Origin of the sequence: Pseudomonas fluorescens, from assembly GCF_001623525.1 — a bacterium.
GTDB classification, from domain to species: domain Bacteria; phylum Pseudomonadota; class Gammaproteobacteria; order Pseudomonadales; family Pseudomonadaceae; genus Aquipseudomonas; species Aquipseudomonas fluorescens_Q.
Window position 1 is genome coordinate 1603114 of the sequence record NZ_CP015225.1, and the last position, 16991, is coordinate 1620104.

Annotated in this window: 12 protein-coding genes and 1 pseudogene; 4 read left to right on the forward strand and 9 right to left on the reverse strand. The window is 62.2% G+C overall.

The window, feature by feature from the left end; all coding sequences use genetic code 11:
* Positions 1–42 precede the first annotated feature (42 nt).
* The 4 genes from TK06_RS06945 to TK06_RS06960 all read right to left on the reverse strand — a co-directional run bounded on the left by TK06_RS06945 (position 43) and on the right by TK06_RS06960 (position 5466).
* Positions 43–1404, reverse strand: coding sequence for a DUF1329 domain-containing protein (locus TK06_RS06945; RefSeq protein WP_063321432.1), 1362 nt, complete (start codon positions 1402–1404; stop codon positions 43–45).
* A 15-nt stretch (positions 1405–1419) separates the two neighbouring features.
* Positions 1420–3069: a DUF1302 domain-containing protein gene (locus TK06_RS06950; RefSeq protein ID WP_063321433.1), complete on the reverse strand. Its 1650-nt coding sequence runs from the start codon at positions 3067–3069 to the stop codon at positions 1420–1422.
* 87 nt (positions 3070–3156) lie between these two features.
* A complete protein-coding gene (locus TK06_RS06955; protein ID WP_013693262.1) occupies positions 3157–3924 on the reverse strand; it encodes a coniferyl-alcohol dehydrogenase in 768 nt (255 codons plus the stop codon).
* Positions 3925–3993: 69 nt separating this feature from the next.
* On the reverse strand, positions 3994–5466 hold the full coding sequence (locus TK06_RS06960) for a benzaldehyde dehydrogenase (protein ID WP_063321434.1): 1473 nt from the start codon (positions 5464–5466) through the stop codon (positions 3994–3996).
* 284 nt (positions 5467–5750) lie between these two features.
* Between TK06_RS06960 and TK06_RS06965 the strand changes: the two genes are divergently transcribed.
* Positions 5751–7526 carry a sigma-54-dependent Fis family transcriptional regulator gene (locus TK06_RS06965; protein ID WP_063321435.1) on the forward strand — a complete coding sequence of 592 codons (1776 nt, stop codon included), beginning with the start codon at positions 5751–5753 and terminating at the stop codon, positions 7524–7526.
* A 150-nt stretch (positions 7527–7676) separates the two neighbouring features.
* Here the strand turns inward: TK06_RS06965 and TK06_RS06970 are convergent, their stop codons facing one another.
* Positions 7677–8579: an AraC family transcriptional regulator gene (locus TK06_RS06970; RefSeq protein ID WP_063321436.1), complete on the reverse strand. Its 903-nt coding sequence runs from the start codon at positions 8577–8579 to the stop codon at positions 7677–7679.
* A 199-nt stretch (positions 8580–8778) separates the two neighbouring features.
* On the opposite strand from TK06_RS06970, the pseudogene TK06_RS30660 reads away from it, so the two are divergent.
* The 3 genes and pseudogenes from TK06_RS30660 to TK06_RS06980 all read left to right on the forward strand — a co-directional run.
* Positions 8779–8961: pseudogene (locus tag TK06_RS30660) on the forward strand (sugar ABC transporter substrate-binding protein); the annotation flags it as partial.
* A gap of 157 nt (positions 8962–9118) precedes the next feature.
* Positions 9119–9892: an L-iditol 2-dehydrogenase gene (locus TK06_RS06975; RefSeq protein WP_063321437.1), complete on the forward strand. Its 774-nt coding sequence runs from the start codon at positions 9119–9121 to the stop codon at positions 9890–9892.
* 194 nt (positions 9893–10086) lie between these two features.
* The gene (locus TK06_RS06980) at positions 10087–10938 is read left to right on the forward strand and encodes a CAP domain-containing protein (RefSeq protein WP_063321438.1); all 852 of its coding nucleotides are present in this window, start codon (positions 10087–10089) and stop codon (positions 10936–10938) included.
* Between the two features lie 116 nt (positions 10939–11054).
* Here the strand turns inward: TK06_RS06980 and mqo are convergent, their stop codons facing one another.
* The 4 genes from mqo to ercA all read right to left on the reverse strand — a co-directional run bounded on the left by mqo (position 11055) and on the right by ercA (position 16974).
* Complete coding sequence (gene mqo / locus TK06_RS06985) at positions 11055–12698, reverse strand: malate dehydrogenase (quinone) (protein WP_063321439.1); 1644 nt, start codon at positions 12696–12698, stop codon at positions 11055–11057.
* A 384-nt stretch (positions 12699–13082) separates the two neighbouring features.
* On the reverse strand, positions 13083–14288 hold the full coding sequence (locus TK06_RS06990) for a DUF1624 domain-containing protein (RefSeq protein WP_063321440.1): 1206 nt from the start codon (positions 14286–14288) through the stop codon (positions 13083–13085).
* Positions 14289–14462: 174 nt separating this feature from the next.
* Complete coding sequence (locus TK06_RS06995) at positions 14463–15833, reverse strand: ATP-binding response regulator (RefSeq protein WP_063321441.1); 1371 nt, start codon at positions 15831–15833, stop codon at positions 14463–14465.
* The gene (gene ercA, locus TK06_RS07000; protein WP_086936767.1) at positions 15817–16974 is read right to left on the reverse strand and encodes an alcohol dehydrogenase-like regulatory protein ErcA; all 1158 of its coding nucleotides are present in this window, start codon (positions 16972–16974) and stop codon (positions 15817–15819) included. The genes TK06_RS06995 and ercA overlap by 17 nt, the downstream gene beginning before the upstream one ends.
* Positions 16975–16991 lie beyond the last annotated feature (17 nt).

The following is a 16991-nucleotide window of genomic DNA, read 5'->3' on the forward strand; positions in this document are numbered from 1 at the left end:
GCATCCGCGACGAGCCTCTCACCCGCCGCGGTGCTCCAGGGTTCAACGCATGTTTTCGTTCGCCATGGCATCCGGGGTGTAGAAGGACGCCGAAGGCGTGGCGATCTTCTGGTACTGGACCGCCAGGTCGTTGCTCGACGAATTGAGGAAATAGGCGCCGGTATCGAGGTTGTAGCTGCCCCACATGACCTGTGAAGTGAGCACCGGCATGTCCGGGGCCAACAGCGTCAGCGAATACATCTGCCGTCCCAACTTGCCTTGGGCGTCATAGCCGTCGACCAACAGGATCTGCCACGAATCCTCATCGATGTAATAGGTCCGACGCGGCACCACATGGCGCTTGCCGGATTTGAGCGTGGCCTCGACCACCCAGACCCGATGCTTCTCCCAACGCACCAGGTCAGGGTTGAGGAAGTTCGGCTTGACCAGCTCGTCGCTCTTGACCAGGCCGGCGCGATTATTGTTGTAGGGAACGATCAGTTCTTTCTTGCCCGCCAGCTTCAGGTCGTAGCGGTCGGTGGGGCCGAACAGCATGAACGCTTCGTCGAACAGACCGACGCCAGAGGTGACGAAGTCCGGCGTGTCATAGGCGATGTTCGGCGCCCGCCGCACTCGGCGCTGGCCGACCAGGTATTGCCAGGCCGCACGGTTGCCCGGGTCCAGGTCCCAATGAGTCATCAGGCCTTCTCCGGCCTTGGAGGACGGCAGCTCAGTCAATAACTTGCCGACCTGGTACTTGCCAGCGAATTGTTCCGGGCTACCGTTCTCGGAATAGTAGGGAAACTGGTAGCTGAACAGGGCACGGGTGGCCTGGACTTTCTTGCCGCCAGCGGTCATCAGCCACGTATCGAACGGCGCACTGATGGTCTCGGCCCCCTGCCAGGACAAGCGGTAATTCCACAACACCTGCGTGCCGTTGTCCGGGATCGGGAACGGAATGCCGCCGAAGGCACCGCTGACTTTCTCGGTCTCGACATCCAACGTGGCGCGGCCGGCATTCTTGGCGGTGTTGTCATACACCCATTGTGGTGCCGCCGCCGAGCGATGAGTGGGGTACACGTCCAGTCGGTAGTCCGGGTATTTCTTCAGCAGAAGCTTGGTACCTTCCGCCAGTTGGCCGGCGTACTGCTCCATGTTCGACGCCTTGATCGAGTACAGCGGCTTGTCGCTGGCAAACGGATCGGGCCGCTTATCGCCCGGTTTGTAGCCGGCCACGACCTTGGTGTAGCCACCGTCCCAGGCCGGGATACTGCCATCGGCGTTACCGGCGCGCTCGGCGCCGAGGGGCGTGAGTTCAGTCTTCAAGCGTGCCACCTGTTCAGGCGACACCGCCGCCTGGGCCAGGCTCACCCCGGCCAGGGCCAGCGTCAGGAGGCAGGTGTTGAGCAATGTGTTGTTCTGCATGGCGAATCCACCTTATTAGAATGAGGTTTTCACGTAGAGCGAGACGAAGTCGCGGTCGGCCAACGACTGTCCGTAACTGAAATTGCCGTCCTCGCGCAGCCCGGCTTTCGGTGCGCCGAAGAAGTTCACGTAGTTCAGGCCGACGTCCCAACGCTGCAGGTAGGTTGCCTTGACCCCGACGCTCCAGTCACCGGAGTGGGTGTTGCCGAAGCCTGCCTTGCTGACGGCCGATGAACGCCCATCGAGTACCACGCCCATACCAATCGGCACGGTCAGGTCGATGCCGTCGATCACCTGGAAGTACGCCGGTTCCAGCAGTACCCGCAACGCCGTGGCATCGCGGGTGGTATTGGAGTCCAGGGCCGCCGCGTTCTTGGTCACGCTCAAGGTACGGTTCCAGGCCAGTTCGGCCAGCGCGGAACCGCCGTCCCAGAACGAGGTGGGCGACAACAGGTAAATCGCCGACAGGTTGGCGTGGGCGGTCTTGCCTCGGGCAAACAGCTCATCGTTACCGCCATCGACGTCCAGGCCTGGCGCGACCACTTGCAGATTGCTGACCAGCGGCGCGTTCCAGCGCACGGAGGTTTCACCGGCGAAGTTGAACGGCCCGTGGGCGGTGGAGAAACTGACGCCGGCGGTCTTGATGTCTTCGGCGTAGACCTGGCGATAGGAACCCAGGATCGGCAAGCCAGTGGCCGCCGAGGCGGGCCCGTCGAGGTAGGCGTACAGGCCACTCGGGGCTTTGTCGTGGTACTGCGCGGCGTAGAAACCCAGCTCCAGTTCGGTCCCATCAGGCTTGTAGCGGATCTGCATACCGCCCTGCCCCGAATTGCGCGGCTTCAAGTCACCGGCATTGACGGTGTCGTTGCCAAACACTTCGCGCAACGGACCACTACCGTAGCCAATGGCATCGACATCGCTCAGGTAGCTGCCGGCACCGGGAACGTTGGAGCGCTCCCACTCGAACTGATAGTAAGCCCCCACCGACAACTGCGGGTTGATCTGCAACTGCCCGGAAATCTGATTGACCGGCCGCAGGATCTCCTTGAACTGGGTCCCCGGCACGCTGAGCAACTTGACCACATCGCTCGGCCCCTGGGCATTGGCGATGCCGTTGCCGCCGTAGAACAGGCTTTCACCGTAGATGAGACTGTGCCGGCCCACGCGCACCACGCCCTGGGAGTCTTCGCCAAGGTCACCGCGCAGGAACACGAAGGCGTCGAGAATTTCCGCATCACGGCCGTGGAGCTTGCGGGTTTCGCTGAGGAAGTGGGGCTGCTCGCTGCTGTCGGTGTCCTGGTTGTAGATATCGTCGTACCAGGCTGCGCCGCTCACGCGCAGACCATAGTTTTGCCGGCTCAGGTCCATTTCGGAAAACAGGTCCAGGCGATTGGAGACCAGGCCGCGACTGAAATTCTTGTCGCCCTGGCTCTGGATCGAAGGGTACAGACCGTTGGCGGTCGAGGCGTTGGTCAGGCGGCTGTCCTGCCCTCGCAGGCGCCAGGCCTGGCTGTACTTGATGGTGTTGTCCCAGCGCAGTTTCCAGTCGGAGTCACCCAGGTCCATTTGCATGGCCTGGACCCTTTCGACCATCACACCGGTGCTGCATAACGCCAGGAACAGGGCGCAATGCTTGAAACCAAAGCAATCTTTGAGGTTATCCATGGACGCTTCTCATTATTGTTATTTTTGGGCATGGCTTTGCAGCCAACACGCTCGGGTAGCGGCTTGCACCGTTCTACGGATGCGCATTCAGATGTAGGTGGAGGCCAATCCACCATCGACCGGCAGGTTGACGCCGTTGATCCAGCGCGACTCGTCGGCACACAGGAAAGCGATCACCGCCGCCACCTCATCGGCGTAAGCAGGACGTTTCATGCGATGGGCATCGGCCTGGGTCCGGGCCTCGCCGAGCATGCTCACGAAGTCGTCGAGGATCGGCGTGAACACTGGGCCTGGCGCAACACTGTTCATGCGCACCGAATGCTCAAGAAACCAGGGTTGGGCCTGCAGGTAGGTCCAGACGATCAAGGCTTCCTTGAAGTACTGGTAGCAGGTCTGGTCCGGCACCCGGTGGTCGGCCAGCCAGGCTTGCGCGGCGGTAAAATCCTCGATGCGCGCCAGCGCCTTGTGCTGTTCCAGGCGCAACGGCCATTCGGCGCCGAGGATCGAGGCGATATTGACGATGCTGCCGCCAGCGTTGATGCGCGGCAGCAGCGCACGGCTCAAGTGGCGCAACCCAAGGTAGTTGACCCGCGCCAGCAGTTGCGGGTTTGCGGTGCCCGGCACCCCGGCGATGTTGCACAGGCTGTCGAGCCGTGCGGGTAGCTGCGGCAGCAACCGTTCGATGTTTTCGGCGCTACTCAAATCGCCTTGCACAAAACCGTCCAGGGTCATGTGCGGCGCCTTGAGATCGACGCCAATCACCTGGGCACCATGAGTGCGCAGCAGGCTTGCCGTGGCAGCACCAATGCCTGACGAGACACCGGTGACCAGCACAATCTTGTTGTCGAGTTTCATGTTGAGTCCTCTTATTATTTTTGTGTACTCGCAGGGCCCTCAGCTCATCGGGCCCTGTAATCCTGTCTGTCAGAAGGGGTAGACCGGCGCCTTGTCCTTGACCGTCACCCACTGCCATTGGGTGTATTCGTCCCAGTCCGCCGGGCCGCCGACGCTGCCGCCATTGCCCGAGGCGCCGCGTCCGCCGAACGGGTTGATGCACTCGTCGGCGACGGTCTGGTCATTGATGTGCAACATGCCGCACTGCAACCGCTCACCGATGGCCATGGCCCGGCCCACCGACGACGAAATGATCGCCGCCGCCAAACCGTACTCGGTGCGGTTGGCCAACTCGACGGCTTCATCATCGGTGGCGAAGCTGACCACCGTTGCCACGGGGCCGAAGATTTCCTCGTCGAAGGCACGCATGCCCGGTTTCACGCCGCTGAGCACGGTGGCCTGGTAGAACAGTCGATCGTGCTCGCCGCCTGCCTCCAGCCGGGCGCCGGCGCGCACGGAGTCGCTGACGATGTCGTGCACCCGTTTCAGTTGGCGCTGATTGATCAGCGGCCCCAACGCGGCTTCGCCCTGGGCGGCGTTGCCTACCGTCAAGGCCCGGGCCTTTTCCACCAGTTTGCGGGTCAGTTCTTCGGCGATGGATTCATGGGCGAGGATCAACCCCGTGGCCATGCAAATCTGCCCTTGATGCAGCCAGGCGCCCCAGGCCGCATTGCGCGCGGCGAGGTCGAGGTCGGCGTCTTCAAGAATGATCAGCGGGTTCTTGCCCCCCAACTCCAGCGCGACCTTCTTCAGGTTGCGCCCGGCGACTTCAGCGACCTTGCGACCGGCACCCGTGGAACCGGTAAAGGCGATCATGCGCACGTTAGGGTCGCGGCACAGCGCCTCACCGGCATCCGCCGCGCCGGGCAACACTTGCAACAGGCCCTTGGGCAGCCCTGCCACCTCGAACAACCGAGCGATGAGGAAACCGCCGCTCACCGGGGTCTGCGGATCCGGCTTGAGCACCACCGCATTGCCCGCCGCCAGGGCTGGCGCAACGGAGCGCATGGACAGCACCAGGGGGAAGTTGAAGGGCGAAATCACGCCGACCACGCCATGGGGCTGGCGCCGCGCATAAGACAGGCGCCCCGCCTCGCTGGGCAGGACCACCCCATGGGCCTGGGACAGCAGGCCGGCGGCCTGATGCAACAGCACGATGGCTTCGCGCACTTCGTGTTGCCCCTTGAACAGTGCGGCGCCGGTCTCCCGAGCCACGTACAGTGCCAGTTCGTTGAAGGAATGCTCGGCCACCTCGGCGGCCTTGCGGAAGATCGCCGCGCGTTGCCGCGGGCCCAGCGCCGCCCACCCCGGCTGCGCCAGGGCTGCGTCGCGGCTGGCCTTGGCAATGTCGGCGGAGTCAGCCGTGGCACAGCGCATCAACCGCTCACCGGTGGCCGGTTCAATGATCGATTGCAATGGCCCCGACGCAGGCACCCAGTCACCGTTGAAGACACATTCCGACTCGATCACCTGGGACAACAGGTGGCTTTTGGATGCAGACATTTAACACTCCCGGCTCTTTGTTGTTGTCATCGTTTGCCGCACCTGGAAGGTATCGAGGCAAACGCCGTGCAAGTGCTTGAGCAAGCGCTGTGCCGGTTTCGCCTGCGGACGTTGATAAACCTGGCGCAGGGCTCTGGATCAATGCTTTGCATCGAGTGCAAGCCTGATGACGCATCTGCCGACGTGGCCGTTGGCCAGCTGCCACTTGTTCATTTGATAAAGTTATGCTTAATAACTATCTCGCCAGATGATCATTTCGATCACCCGCCATCAGGGGCATAACAATGAATAATCCCCACTGCCAATTGCCGGATCACCGGATCGCCACCGAGCACTTCCGTCCACGGGGTGACAGCAACGAGCTGACCGACAACAGCTCGCCCACGACGGCAGAACTCACCGCATGTCTGTTTTTCTCCCCCGACGATGGCCGTATCTGGCTCAACGACCAACGCATGTTGCTGCTGCACAGCTCATCCTTCGGTGCGTTGCGCCGGGAAATCATCGAACGCCAGGGGCTGGAACAGGCCCGCGGGATGCTCACCCGCACCGGCTATTCCTCCGGCGCCCGGGACGCCCGGCTGATTCGCGAACGTTGGCCCCACGCCGATGCCGCAGCGGTATTTCGCGCCGGCACGCATCTGCACACCCTTGAAGGCATGACCAAGGTCGAGCCACTGCATTTCAAGTTCGATGCCGACTCCGGGTTCTATGAAGGGGAATTTCTCTGGCACCACTCCTGTGAGGCCGACGAGCATGTCGCCGCCTATGGCACCGGGCAGGATCCGGTGTGCTGGACCGAGCTGGGCTATGCCATCGGTTTCGTCAGCGGGTTGTTCGGGCAACTGGTGATCTTCCGCGAAGTGGAATGCCGAGGCATGGGACACGAACGCTGCCGAGTCGTCGGCAAGACCGCCGAGCAATGGGGCGATGTCGAGCAGGACCTCAATTACCTCAATGCCTCACCGCCAGCGGTCGTCGCGCGCACCGACAGCCAGTCCGACAGCGTTGCCGGCACCGCCCCGCTGCCGGACAGCGAACAGCCGCTGATCGGTGCCAGCGCCGCCTTCAACGCCGCGACCCAAGCCTTGCGGCGGGTGGCCTTGACCCCCGCCACCGTACTGGTCAGCGGCGAATCCGGCGTCGGCAAGGAGATGTTCGCCCGCCAGCTGCACCAACTGAGTCGCCGACGCGATGGTCCGTTCATCGCCCTCAACTGCGCGGCCATCCCCGACAACCTGATCGAAGCCGAACTGTTTGGCGTCGAACGCGGTGCCTATACCGGGGCCACCCATTCACGTCCCGGTCGTTTCGAGCGAGCCCATGGCGGCACGTTGTTCCTGGATGAGATCACCTGCCTGAGCCTGGCCGGGCAAAGCAAGTTGCTGCGCGCCTTGCAGGAGCGGGAAATCGAACGGATCGGTGGTGGCCACGGCATCAAGGTCGATGTGCGGGTCGTGGCGGCCACCAACATCGACCTGCGCAAGGCCGTGGCGGACGGCGCGTTCCGTGAAGACCTGTTCTATCGGCTCAACGTCTACCCCATCGCCCTGCCGCCCTTGCGCGAGCGTCGCGATGACATACCGCTGCTGATCAATGCCTTCCTCAAGCGCTTTTGCCAGGAATACGGCCGCACCCCGATGGGCCTGACCATGCGCGCCTTGAAGGTCCTGCTGCGCTATGACTTCCCGGGCAACGTGCGCGAATTGCAGAACCTCATCGAGCGCGGCCTGATCGCCAGCGAAGAAGGCCAGGCGATTGACCTGGTCCATCTGTTTCGCAATGAGCAACTGCCGGTGGATGCGTATTCCGTAGACCTGCACGGCGGCCTCTCGCCGATGGGCACGGCCGCCAACGACCCCGCGGAAAAACCGGCGTTGCTCCAGTCCCTCAGCCAACTGGACTCGGACTTCTCCATTGACGGCCTGGAGTCACGGCTGATCAACGAAGCCCTGCAACTGAGCAGCGGCAACCTGGCAGCGGCCGCACGCTCATTGGGGCTGAGCCGGGCACAGTTCGCGTATCGGTTGAAGAAGCATCAAAAAGGTGTACCGGACTGAACACCGAACCTGGGAGATGCTGCGAAGGCAGGTCTTGGGGCCGCTTCGCGCCCCAGCGGGAGCAAGCTCCCTCGCCACGGGTATATCGCCGGCCTTGAGTGAACAACATTACCTGTTGGAGTTCAACGACGGTCAACATGGCAGGCTCCGTCAAGCAGGGGCAAAAGCGCCCCGCCGGTACTCGCTGGGGGTCTGGTTCATTTCTATCCGAAAATGCCGGTTGAAGTTGGACAAGTTGTTGTAGCCCACTTCAAAACAGATATCGGTCACGGGCATTTCACTCTGCAACAGCAAGCGACAGGCACGCTGGACCCGCAGCTTGCGCATCAAGTCAATGAAACCGTGCCCGGTGATGCGCTTGAAGAACCTCGAGAAGCCTGGCTCGCTCATGTCCAATTGGCGGGCGATCACCGACAGGCGCAGGTCGCCGGTGAGTTCGGCCTGCAAGTATTCGAAGGCTTTATGGATGCGCTCGGAGCTGCGCGCATCGAGGGTCGGCGCATAGCAAGGGCTCGCCAGGCTCAAGGCTTCGTCGCCAGGGGCTTGGTTGAGGGTGTGAAGCAGTTCCAGGAACAGCGCCAACCGCGCCAGTCCCTGGGCCGGGCCGATGGCTTCCAGCAGGTGCGCGGCCTGCCGCGCGGTGTTGCCGCCGAAGGCCAGGCCGCGGCGGGCGCGTTCGAACAAGCCCTGCAAATCGCCCAGTTCGGGCAGGGTTCGGCGCAAGGTCAGCAACGTGGCACCGTCGAACTGCAAGACCACGTCGCGCCCGGGCAGGTGCTCGCCCGACGCCAGGTCGCCCATCCAGTCGTGGGGCAAGTCCGGGCCGATCATCGCCACATGGCCAGGGCCAAACGGACCGATGTAGTCGCCCGCCAACAGCTTGCCGCTGCCCTGGCGGATCAGGTGGATTTCAAATTCAGGGTGATGGTTCCAGCGCGCCATCGGGTACGGGTAATCATGCTCGTACCAGCGAAAACTGTGTTCGGGCTCAGGCAGGATGACTTCCAGTTCGGCTGGTCGCTGCTCGAACAGGGGCGTTCGGGGATCAGGCATGTCGCGCCTCTTTTATCGTTATAGCGGGCACCTTACGCCGAGTGCGCAGCGCTTCGCCAGCCTCGGCCTGACCGGCCACTGATACTTTTTTAACCCGCACCTGTCGCCCTCAAGGCGTTAAAAAAAGTATCAGCGCACGATCCTCCCTGCGTTTGCCGGCCTCCACGGGCGCTGCTGTAATCGGCTTGCCATTGGCGACGAACCGGTGCCGTACGTGGGCATCCAGTACGTGACGATTCCAGAGTTCCAAGCCATCGGCACCTCCGTCGGCCAGCTGTTTACCGCCGCCATCACCGGACAGATCACAGTGGAACAGGCATTGGCCTCGGCGCAATCGAGTACCGAGCGGGAGATGAAACGGGCCGGGTATCCAAAGTTATAACGATTGGTACCGGCCTTTTGTGGCGAGGGAGCTTGCTCCCGCTGGGTGGCGCAGCGGCCCCACATCGGCGAGTGCTACGCACTCGAGCGGGAGCAAGCTCCCTCGCCACACGGCTGTGTGCGCCGCCTACTACCTAGACTGAAGACAGGACAACCCCATGAAAAGACTGGAAGGAAAAAGTGCCCTGGTGACCGGTGCCGCCCGCGGTATCGGCAGGACATTCGCCCAGGCCTACATCAACGAAGGCGCCACGGTAGCGATCGCCGATATCGACCTGGAGCGGGCCCAGGCCACCGCCGCCGAACTGGGCGATAGCGCCTACGCGGTCAAAATGGACGTGACGGACCAGGCTTCGATCGACCAGGCCATCGAGGCCGTGGTGGCCCGGGTGGGCAAGCTGGATATCCTGATCAACAACGCCGCGCTGTTCGACCTGGCGCCCATCGTGGAAATCACCCGCCAGAGCTACGAGCGGCTGTTTTCCATCAATGTCGCCGGCACGCTGTTCACCCTGCAAGCGGCGGCGCGGCAGATGATCCGCCAGGGCCATGGCGGCCGGATCATCAACATGGCCAGCCAGGCCGGTCGGCGTGGCGAAGCGCTGGTCGGTGTCTATTGCGCCACCAAGGCAGCGGTGATCAGCCTGACCCAGTCCGCCGGGCTGGATCTGATCAAGCATCGGATCAACGTCAACGCCATCGCCCCCGGCGTGGTGGATGGCGAGCATTGGGATGGCGTGGATGCGTTGTTCGCCCGCCACGAAAACCTGCCGTTGGGGGAAAAGAAGCGCCAGGCAGGGCAACAGGTGCCCTATGGCCGGATGGGCACTGCGGAAGACCTCACCGGGATGGCGATTTTCCTCGCCTCGACGGAGAGCGAGTACGTGGTCGCGCAGACCTATAACGTCGATGGCGGGAACTGGATGAGCTGATAATCTGCAATTTTATGGCCTTGAAACGATGGAAATGGACTTATTCGCCTGAAAGTTGATCCCACTATTTGAGGATCATCCCGAACGCTACCCAACGGTGCCGTTCCAAGGGATTTCAAAAGAGCGTGAATACCGTTGCCCCAGCGGGGCAAAAATTGCGCATCATAGGCGCCGTCCGCTCAAGGGAGATTTACATGCGTGCCATTTCATCCGTCATGGGTCTTGTCGTGCTGTCGCTGGGCCTGCTATTCACCACCGGTGCCACGGCCACCGAAGAGACGCAACTGGTCGAGTCCATCAACCTTTACCGCAGCCAGTCCCAAAGCTGTGCCGGCCAGGCCTCGCTGGAGTTGCCACCGCTGGCGATGGATTCCCGGCTGATCCTGTCGGCCAATGGCATCGGCGACCTGCAGCAGGCGCTGGCGCGGGCGGCCTATCCAATGGTCAACGTGCAGGCCATCAGCCTGTCCGGGCCGCGCGACGCGCAATCAGCCATGAAAGCCGTCCAGGAAAGCTTCTGCCAGGTAGTACTCGACCCGCAGTTCATCGACATCGGCGTCAGCCGCCTGGACCGCGAATGGCGTATCGTGCTGGCGCGCCCACTGTTGTCGGCGCGCCTGGGTGATTGGCAAGCCGAGGGCCAGAAGCTGCTGAAACTGATCAACAGTGCCCGCACCCAGCCGCGTCGCTGTGGCACCGAAACCTTCGCCGCCACCACGCCGCTGGCCTGGAACGCCACCTTGGCCCTGGCCGCTGTGAACCACACCCGGGCCATGGCCAACAACAATTTCTTCGACCACAAGGACCGCGACAACCGCATGCCGGGCGACCGCGCCGAACTGGCCGGCTATCTGGGCCAGTTGATCGGCGAGAACATCGCCGCCGGACAGGACACTGCGCTCAAGGTGGTGGACGGCTGGCTGGCCAGCCCGGGGCACTGCGCCAACCTGATGAACCCGCAGTTCCGCGAATTGGGCGCCGGGTACGCGAGCGACCCGAAAAGCGATGCCGGGATCTATTGGACGGCGATGTTTGGCACTCAATAGCGCGGTGGCCGGGCCATCGCTATCGCGAGCAGGCTCGCTCCCACAGGGTTAACCGAGCCCAAAAAAAACGCCGCTCAATGAGCGGCGTTTTTGTACCTCACCAGACGGCGTCCGGTTTACAGCGCCATGTCAGCCGCTGGGTTGGCTTCACGGGCTGCGCCCGGCTTGGCCGGTGCCGCGGTGGCGCCTGGCTTGCCAATCGCCGGCGGAGGATCCAGTTGCAGGACCTCGCTGGTGTAGGCCCATTCCTGGGCGACACGCTCAGGGCTATCGTTGAGCTTGGTGCCGTAGCTTGGCACGATCTGGTGCAGTTTTTCCTGCCAGGCCGGGCTGGCGACCTTGTCCTTGAAGACCTTTTCAAGCACGGTCAGCATGATCGGTGCGGCGGTCGAGGCGCCTGGCGAGGCACCCAGCAGGCCGGCGATGCTGCCGTCCTGGGACGCGACCACTTCGGTGCCGAGTTTCAGCACGCCGCCCTTCTCTTCGTCACGCTTGATGATCTGCACGCGCTGACCAGCCTGCCACAGGCGCCAGTCTTCCTGCTTGGCCTCCGGGAAGTACTCTTTCAGGGCGTTGAAGCGATCTTCATCCGACAGCATCAGTTGACCGGCCAGGTACTCGACCAGTGGGTACTGTTCGATACCGACCTTGGTCATCGGCCACACGTTGTGGGTGGTGGTGCTGGTCAGCAGGTCGAAGTACGAACCGTTCTTCAGGAACTTGGTGGAGAAGGTTGCGAACGGGCCAAACAGGATCACGCGCTTGCCATCGAGCACACGGGTGTCCAGGTGCGGAACCGACATCGGCGGTGCGCCCACCGAAGCCTTGCCGTAGGCCTTGGCCAGGTGCAGCTGGGCGACGGTCGGGTTTTCGGTGACCAGGAACGAACCACCCACCGGGAAACCTGCGTATTCACGGGCTTCCGGAATGTCGGACTTCTGCAGCAGGTGCAAGGCACCACCGCCGGCGCCGATGAACACGAACTTGGCGTCGGTCTCGGTTTCGGTACCGTCTTTCAGGTTCTTGTACGAAACGCGCCAGGTGCCGTCTTCGTTGCGGGTGATCTCTTCCACTTCGCTGGACAGCTTGAGGGAGAAGTTCGGCTTGGTTTGCAGGTAAGCTGCGAATTGACGCGTGATTTCGCCGAAGTTCACGTCGGTGCCCAGTGGACTCCAAGTGGCCGCGACTTTCTGGCTCGGGTCACGCCCTTGCATCATCAGCGGCACCCACTTGCTGATCTGCTCGCGATCTTCGGAATACTGCATGCCGGCGAACAACGGGCTGGCCTGGAGGGCTTCGTAGCGCTTCTTCAGGAACGCGATGTTCTCGTCGCCCCACAAAAAGCTCATGTGCGGCGTGGAGTTAATGAACGAACGCGGGTTCTTCAACACGCCGTTCTTGACCTGCCAGGACCAGAACTGACGGGAGATCTGGAAGGCTTCGTTGATTTCGATGGCCTTGGAGATATCGACCTTGCCGTTCTTGTCTTCCGGCGTGTAGTTCAGCTCGGCCAGCGCAGAGTGACCGGTACCGGCATTGTTCCAGCCGTTGGAGCTCTCTTCGGCAACACCGTCCAGGCGCTCGACCATTTCCATGGTCCAGCCCGGCTCCAGCTCATTGAGCCAGACGCCGAGTGTCGAGCTCATGATGCCCCCACCAATGAGCAAGACATCCACTTTTTTTGGCTCGGCGGCATGCGTGGTCGCAAGACCCATCGCCATCGCCAGGCCCAGTAGCGCCGTGTGTGTTTTCTTCAACATGTGTGTATCCCTAGGATGAACGCCATTCCGTCCACCTGTCCTGATCACGGATAGCCCACGTCCATGGCCGGCAACGCCAGCAGGGCGGCTATCGAGAAGGACCGGAGGATGGACCTACAGGGCCGAGCAATACGTCGGCCTCTCGTTTATATCTCTCCGGCGCTGACTTCTTGTAGGTCTTGGCTTCAGCTGGGGTGAGGGACGCTGCGAACGGTGTTCATCGGGCATGGCGCGGCCGTGTCCGATTGTCGCAGCGGGGGGAGTTTACATAAGGAAATAAACAGACCGAAACGTCTTTTTACATTCCTGACAAAAACGCCGACCAAATGACGGCATTTTAATAGCCCTGATCGCCATCGTTCGCGCGACCAGAGCCCCTGCGGGTCAAAGATACTTGAGGATCGCGATATCACGCCGCCGTTGCTTGAGCCCGGCAAACCAACGTGTCGGAAAAAACAGCACGACACCCAGCAACACACTCCACAACCACACCATGGGTAAATCATCGAATCCGAAATAGGTACCCTGGTTGGTGCCCCAGATGGCAACGGCGGTCAGGTACAGGGCCTTGAGCACGTAAAGGTGCAGCAGGTAGAAAAACATCGGTGCGCCGCCATAGATCGCCAACAGCGCGATGGCTCCCCGATCCTGGGCTTTTTCAAAGAGTGCCAGCAACATCAGCCCTATTCCCAGGGTCGGCATCAGGAACATCAGCGACGGCGGATACTTCGTCGCGCTCATGAAGCTCATGAAGGTGCGTAGCGCGTCGCCGGTCTGGAGCCAGGGTTTGTCGCCGTACACGTTCAGGTAACGAATGAGCACAAAGGCCAGCAGCAGGCCCAGGCCCATCTTGAACAACCGTCGCAGGCGCACGGCGGGTTCAACATCCTTGCCAAACCACGGCCCGATGGCCCAGCCCAGCAGGATCACGCCGATCCACGGCAGCACTGGATACGTGGTACGGGCCCGGGTGAACTCGGTGATATCGATGAATGCCCGTTGATGAAGAATCGACCACGGCACGAAAAACGGTGAGTCAGGCCCTGGCACCACACCGTCCAACAGATTGTGTCCAGCAACGATGGCAACGCCGAGGAGAATCAGCCAACGGCGCTTGAGGTGCAACAACGCAGCCAGGACAATCATGCAAATGCCAATGCACCAGATCACTTGCAACCACAGTGTCTTGGGCGGGAACTCGGCGTTCCAGGCGAAACACACGAAAGTCAGTTCCAGGAAAACCAGGAACAGGCCACGCTTGAGCAGGAACAACGAGGTCTGGCCGGCGGTGTGTTTCTGGCTGTAGAGCCAGGCCGACAAACCGGTGAGGAAGATGAAGACCGGGGCACAGAGCGTACTGAGCAGGCGGGTGAAATACAGGTCCGGGGTCACGCTCAGCGCATCGATGGGGTCGGTGACCTGACGGTGCAGCAGGAATGTCTCGCGAACATGATCCACCAGCATCAGCAGCATGACGAAACCTCGCAAGGCATCGATGGCGAGCATGCGCACATGGGTTTTGGCGGCGCTGATTGCAAATAAAGGCACGATGACGCCGGACGGGCTCGTCATGCTTGAAGGTAGGCTCATGGCTTTACTCGGATGGAGGTCGTTGGTCCGTGCAAGGCAGGGAATGAGAACTCCTACCAAACGGGAACGGATAACATAACACTAATTTGTTATCGCGCGCAGCCTCGCTGCCACTGGGGATTGTGGTGGAGACGGTTTCGGGGACCTCACCAGGTGAGGCCTGCCTCGGGTCCCCTACCCGAGCATCTGACTCAACACCGCCCGCAACTTGCCAGGCTTGAGCGGTTTGTTGAGCAGCGGCGCACCCAGTTTGCGCAAGGCGCGGCGGCACTGGTCGCTGCGGTCGGCGGTGATGATCACCGCAGGGATCGCCTGGTGGAAATGCTCGCGCAGATGCTTGACCACTTCACAGCCCACGACCCCGTGATCCAGGTGGAAATCCGCCAGGATCAGCTCCGGCGCACGGCCTTGCAGCACATCCAGGGCGCCCGCTTCGTCGGTGGCGGTCAAGACTTCGCAGCCCCACTGCCCCAACAACGCCGCCATGCTTTGCAAGATGCTCAACTCATTGTCGATCACCAACAAACGGCGTCCCGGTAGCGGGTTGCCCGCGACCGCCTGTACCGGAACCTGGGACACTGGCAGGGGTTTTTCGCTGGACAGCGGCACCTCGATACTGAACACCGAGCCCCGTCCCGGCCGAGAACGCACCTTGACCCGGTAACCGAGGATGTGGGCGATACGTTCGACAATCGCCAACCCCAGGCCCACGCCTTTGCGATCCGCCGCCCGGCCGACATCGAGTTGGTTGAATTCGAGGAAAATCGACTCCAGGCAATCGGCAGCGATGCCCCGCCCAGTGTCCCAGACCTCGATGCTCAAGCGCCCTCCCCGGCGCCGGGCCGCCAGGAGAATACCGCCCTGAGTGGTGTAGCGGCAGGCATTGCTCAGCAGGTTGCGCAGGATACGGCTGATCAATCGCAGGTCGGTCAGCACGGCTTCATCGCCAAACCGCACCCGCAATTCCAACCCCGCGGCGCCGGCCACCGATTGAAACTCGGAAACCAGCGGCCCCAACAACTCATCCAGCCGATACGGCGCCAGGTCGGGCTTGACGGCGGCCTGGTCCAGCCGGGAAATGTCCAGCAAGTCGGTGAGCAGGTCTTCGGCCCCTTCGAGCGCCTGATGAGTCCGTTCCACCAGCACATGCTCGGCGGTAGGTAAATGGCGCTCACGCAACGTGGCGATCAGCAGGCGGGCCGCGTTGAGTGGCTGCAACAGGTCATGGCTGGCGGCGGCCAGGTATTTGTCCTTGCTGCGGTTGGCGGCCTGGGCGGCGTCCCGGGCATCGCGCAACTGTTGCTCGATCAGTTCGCGCTGGACAATCTGCTGCTGCAGGTTGTGGTTAGCCTCCAGCAACGCGTCGGTGCGCTCGGCCACCCGCTGTTCCAGTTGATCATTGAGCTGTTGCAGGTGTTGCCGGGCCTGCTCCAGTTCATCGAGGCGCGCCGCCAGTTCCGGGTAGTGACTCTTGCGCGTTGAGTGATTGCCCAGCCCCAACAGCCCCGCCAGGGCTTTTTGCTGCTCGTCAGAGGGCTTCGCCATAGACGACCTCGACATCCCGCTGGCTCGACTCCCGAGGGTTGGTGAGGATGCACGGGTCGTGCATCGCATGCTGCGACAGGAACGGAATGTCCGAGGTGCTCACGCCATGCAGGCCCAGCGTCTCGTGGAAGCCGATAGTGTGCTTGAGGGCAATCAGGTGCTCCACCAGCCGAGTGCGGATCTGCCGGTGGTTGAGCCCTCGGCAGTCGATGCCCAGCGTCTCGGCAATCACCTTGAAACGCTCCGGCGCCGAGTTGTAGTTGAACGCCACCACGTGCTCCACCAGTACCGCGTTGCACAAACCATGGGGCAAATCGAGGAAACCGCCCAGGCTGTGGGACATCGCGTGCACCGCGCCGAGGATTGCGTTGGAAAACGCCAGCCCGGCCTGCATGCTGCCCAGCATGATTTTTTCCCGCAGGGCGATGTCCGCCGGGTTGGCGATCATCTGCACCAGGTTGCTGTTGATCAGGCGCATCGCCTCTAGGGCATGGGGGTCGGTCAACGGCCCATGGCCGGTGGACACGAACGCCTCGATGGCATGCACCAGCGCGTCGATGCCGGTACAGGCGGACAGGAACGGGTCCATGCTCAGGGTGGTTTCCGGGTCGATCAGCGACACGTCCGGCACCGCCGCCTTGCTGACGATGGAGAATTTCATGCGTTCTTGCTGGTTGGAGATGATCACGAACTGCGACACGTCCGCCGACGTCCCCGCCGTGGTGGGGATCAGGATCAGTGGCGGGCTGGGCACGTGCAGGGTGTCGACGCCTTCGAACTCGAGGATGTTGCGACCGTGGGCAACGACAATGCCGATGCCTTTGCCGCAATCCATCGGGCTGCCACCGCCCACCGCGACGATGACATCGCAATGGTTTTCCCGGTAAAGGTCGGCACCGAGCATCACTTCCTCGACCCGCGGATTGGGCGAGACTGCGCTGTAGACGCAGTAGTCGATGCCTTGGGCCTGGAGACTGGCTTCGACGTCAGCCACCCAACCGGCGGCGATGACCCCGGGATCGGTGACGATCAGCACCTTGCGTGCACCGAAAGTCTTGGCGTAATTGCCGACATTGTGCCGACAACCGGCACCGAACATGATTTCAGGGGAAACGAACTTGCGCAGCGGGCTGAGGCTCATCTTTTCAGGTACGTGGC

Coding starts and splice junctions, on each gene's coding strand:
- TK06_RS06970 (WP_063321436.1), bottom strand. CDS start 8,579: ATGCCTGATCCCCGAACGCCCCTGTTCGAGCAGCGACCAGCCGAACTG.
- TK06_RS06960 (WP_063321434.1), bottom strand. CDS start 5,466: ATGTCTGCATCCAAAAGCCACCTGTTGTCCCAGGTGATCGAGTCGGAA.
- mqo (WP_063321439.1), bottom strand. CDS start 12,698: ATGTTGAAGAAAACACACACGGCGCTACTGGGCCTGGCGATGGCGATG.
- ercA (WP_086936767.1), bottom strand. CDS start 16,974: ATGAGCCTCAGCCCGCTGCGCAAGTTCGTTTCCCCTGAAATCATGTTC.
- TK06_RS06955 (WP_013693262.1), bottom strand. CDS start 3,924: ATGAAACTCGACAACAAGATTGTGCTGGTCACCGGTGTCTCGTCAGGC.
- TK06_RS06995 (WP_063321441.1), bottom strand. CDS start 15,833: ATGGCGAAGCCCTCTGACGAGCAGCAAAAAGCCCTGGCGGGGCTGTTG.
- TK06_RS06945 (WP_063321432.1), bottom strand. CDS start 1,404: ATGCAGAACAACACATTGCTCAACACCTGCCTCCTGACGCTGGCCCTG.
- TK06_RS06975 (WP_063321437.1), top strand. CDS start 9,119: ATGAAAAGACTGGAAGGAAAAAGTGCCCTGGTGACCGGTGCCGCCCGC.
- TK06_RS06980 (WP_063321438.1), top strand. CDS start 10,087: ATGCGTGCCATTTCATCCGTCATGGGTCTTGTCGTGCTGTCGCTGGGC.
- TK06_RS06990 (WP_063321440.1), bottom strand. CDS start 14,288: ATGAGCCTACCTTCAAGCATGACGAGCCCGTCCGGCGTCATCGTGCCT.
- TK06_RS06950 (WP_063321433.1), bottom strand. CDS start 3,069: ATGGATAACCTCAAAGATTGCTTTGGTTTCAAGCATTGCGCCCTGTTC.
- TK06_RS06965 (WP_063321435.1), top strand. CDS start 5,751: ATGAATAATCCCCACTGCCAATTGCCGGATCACCGGATCGCCACCGAG.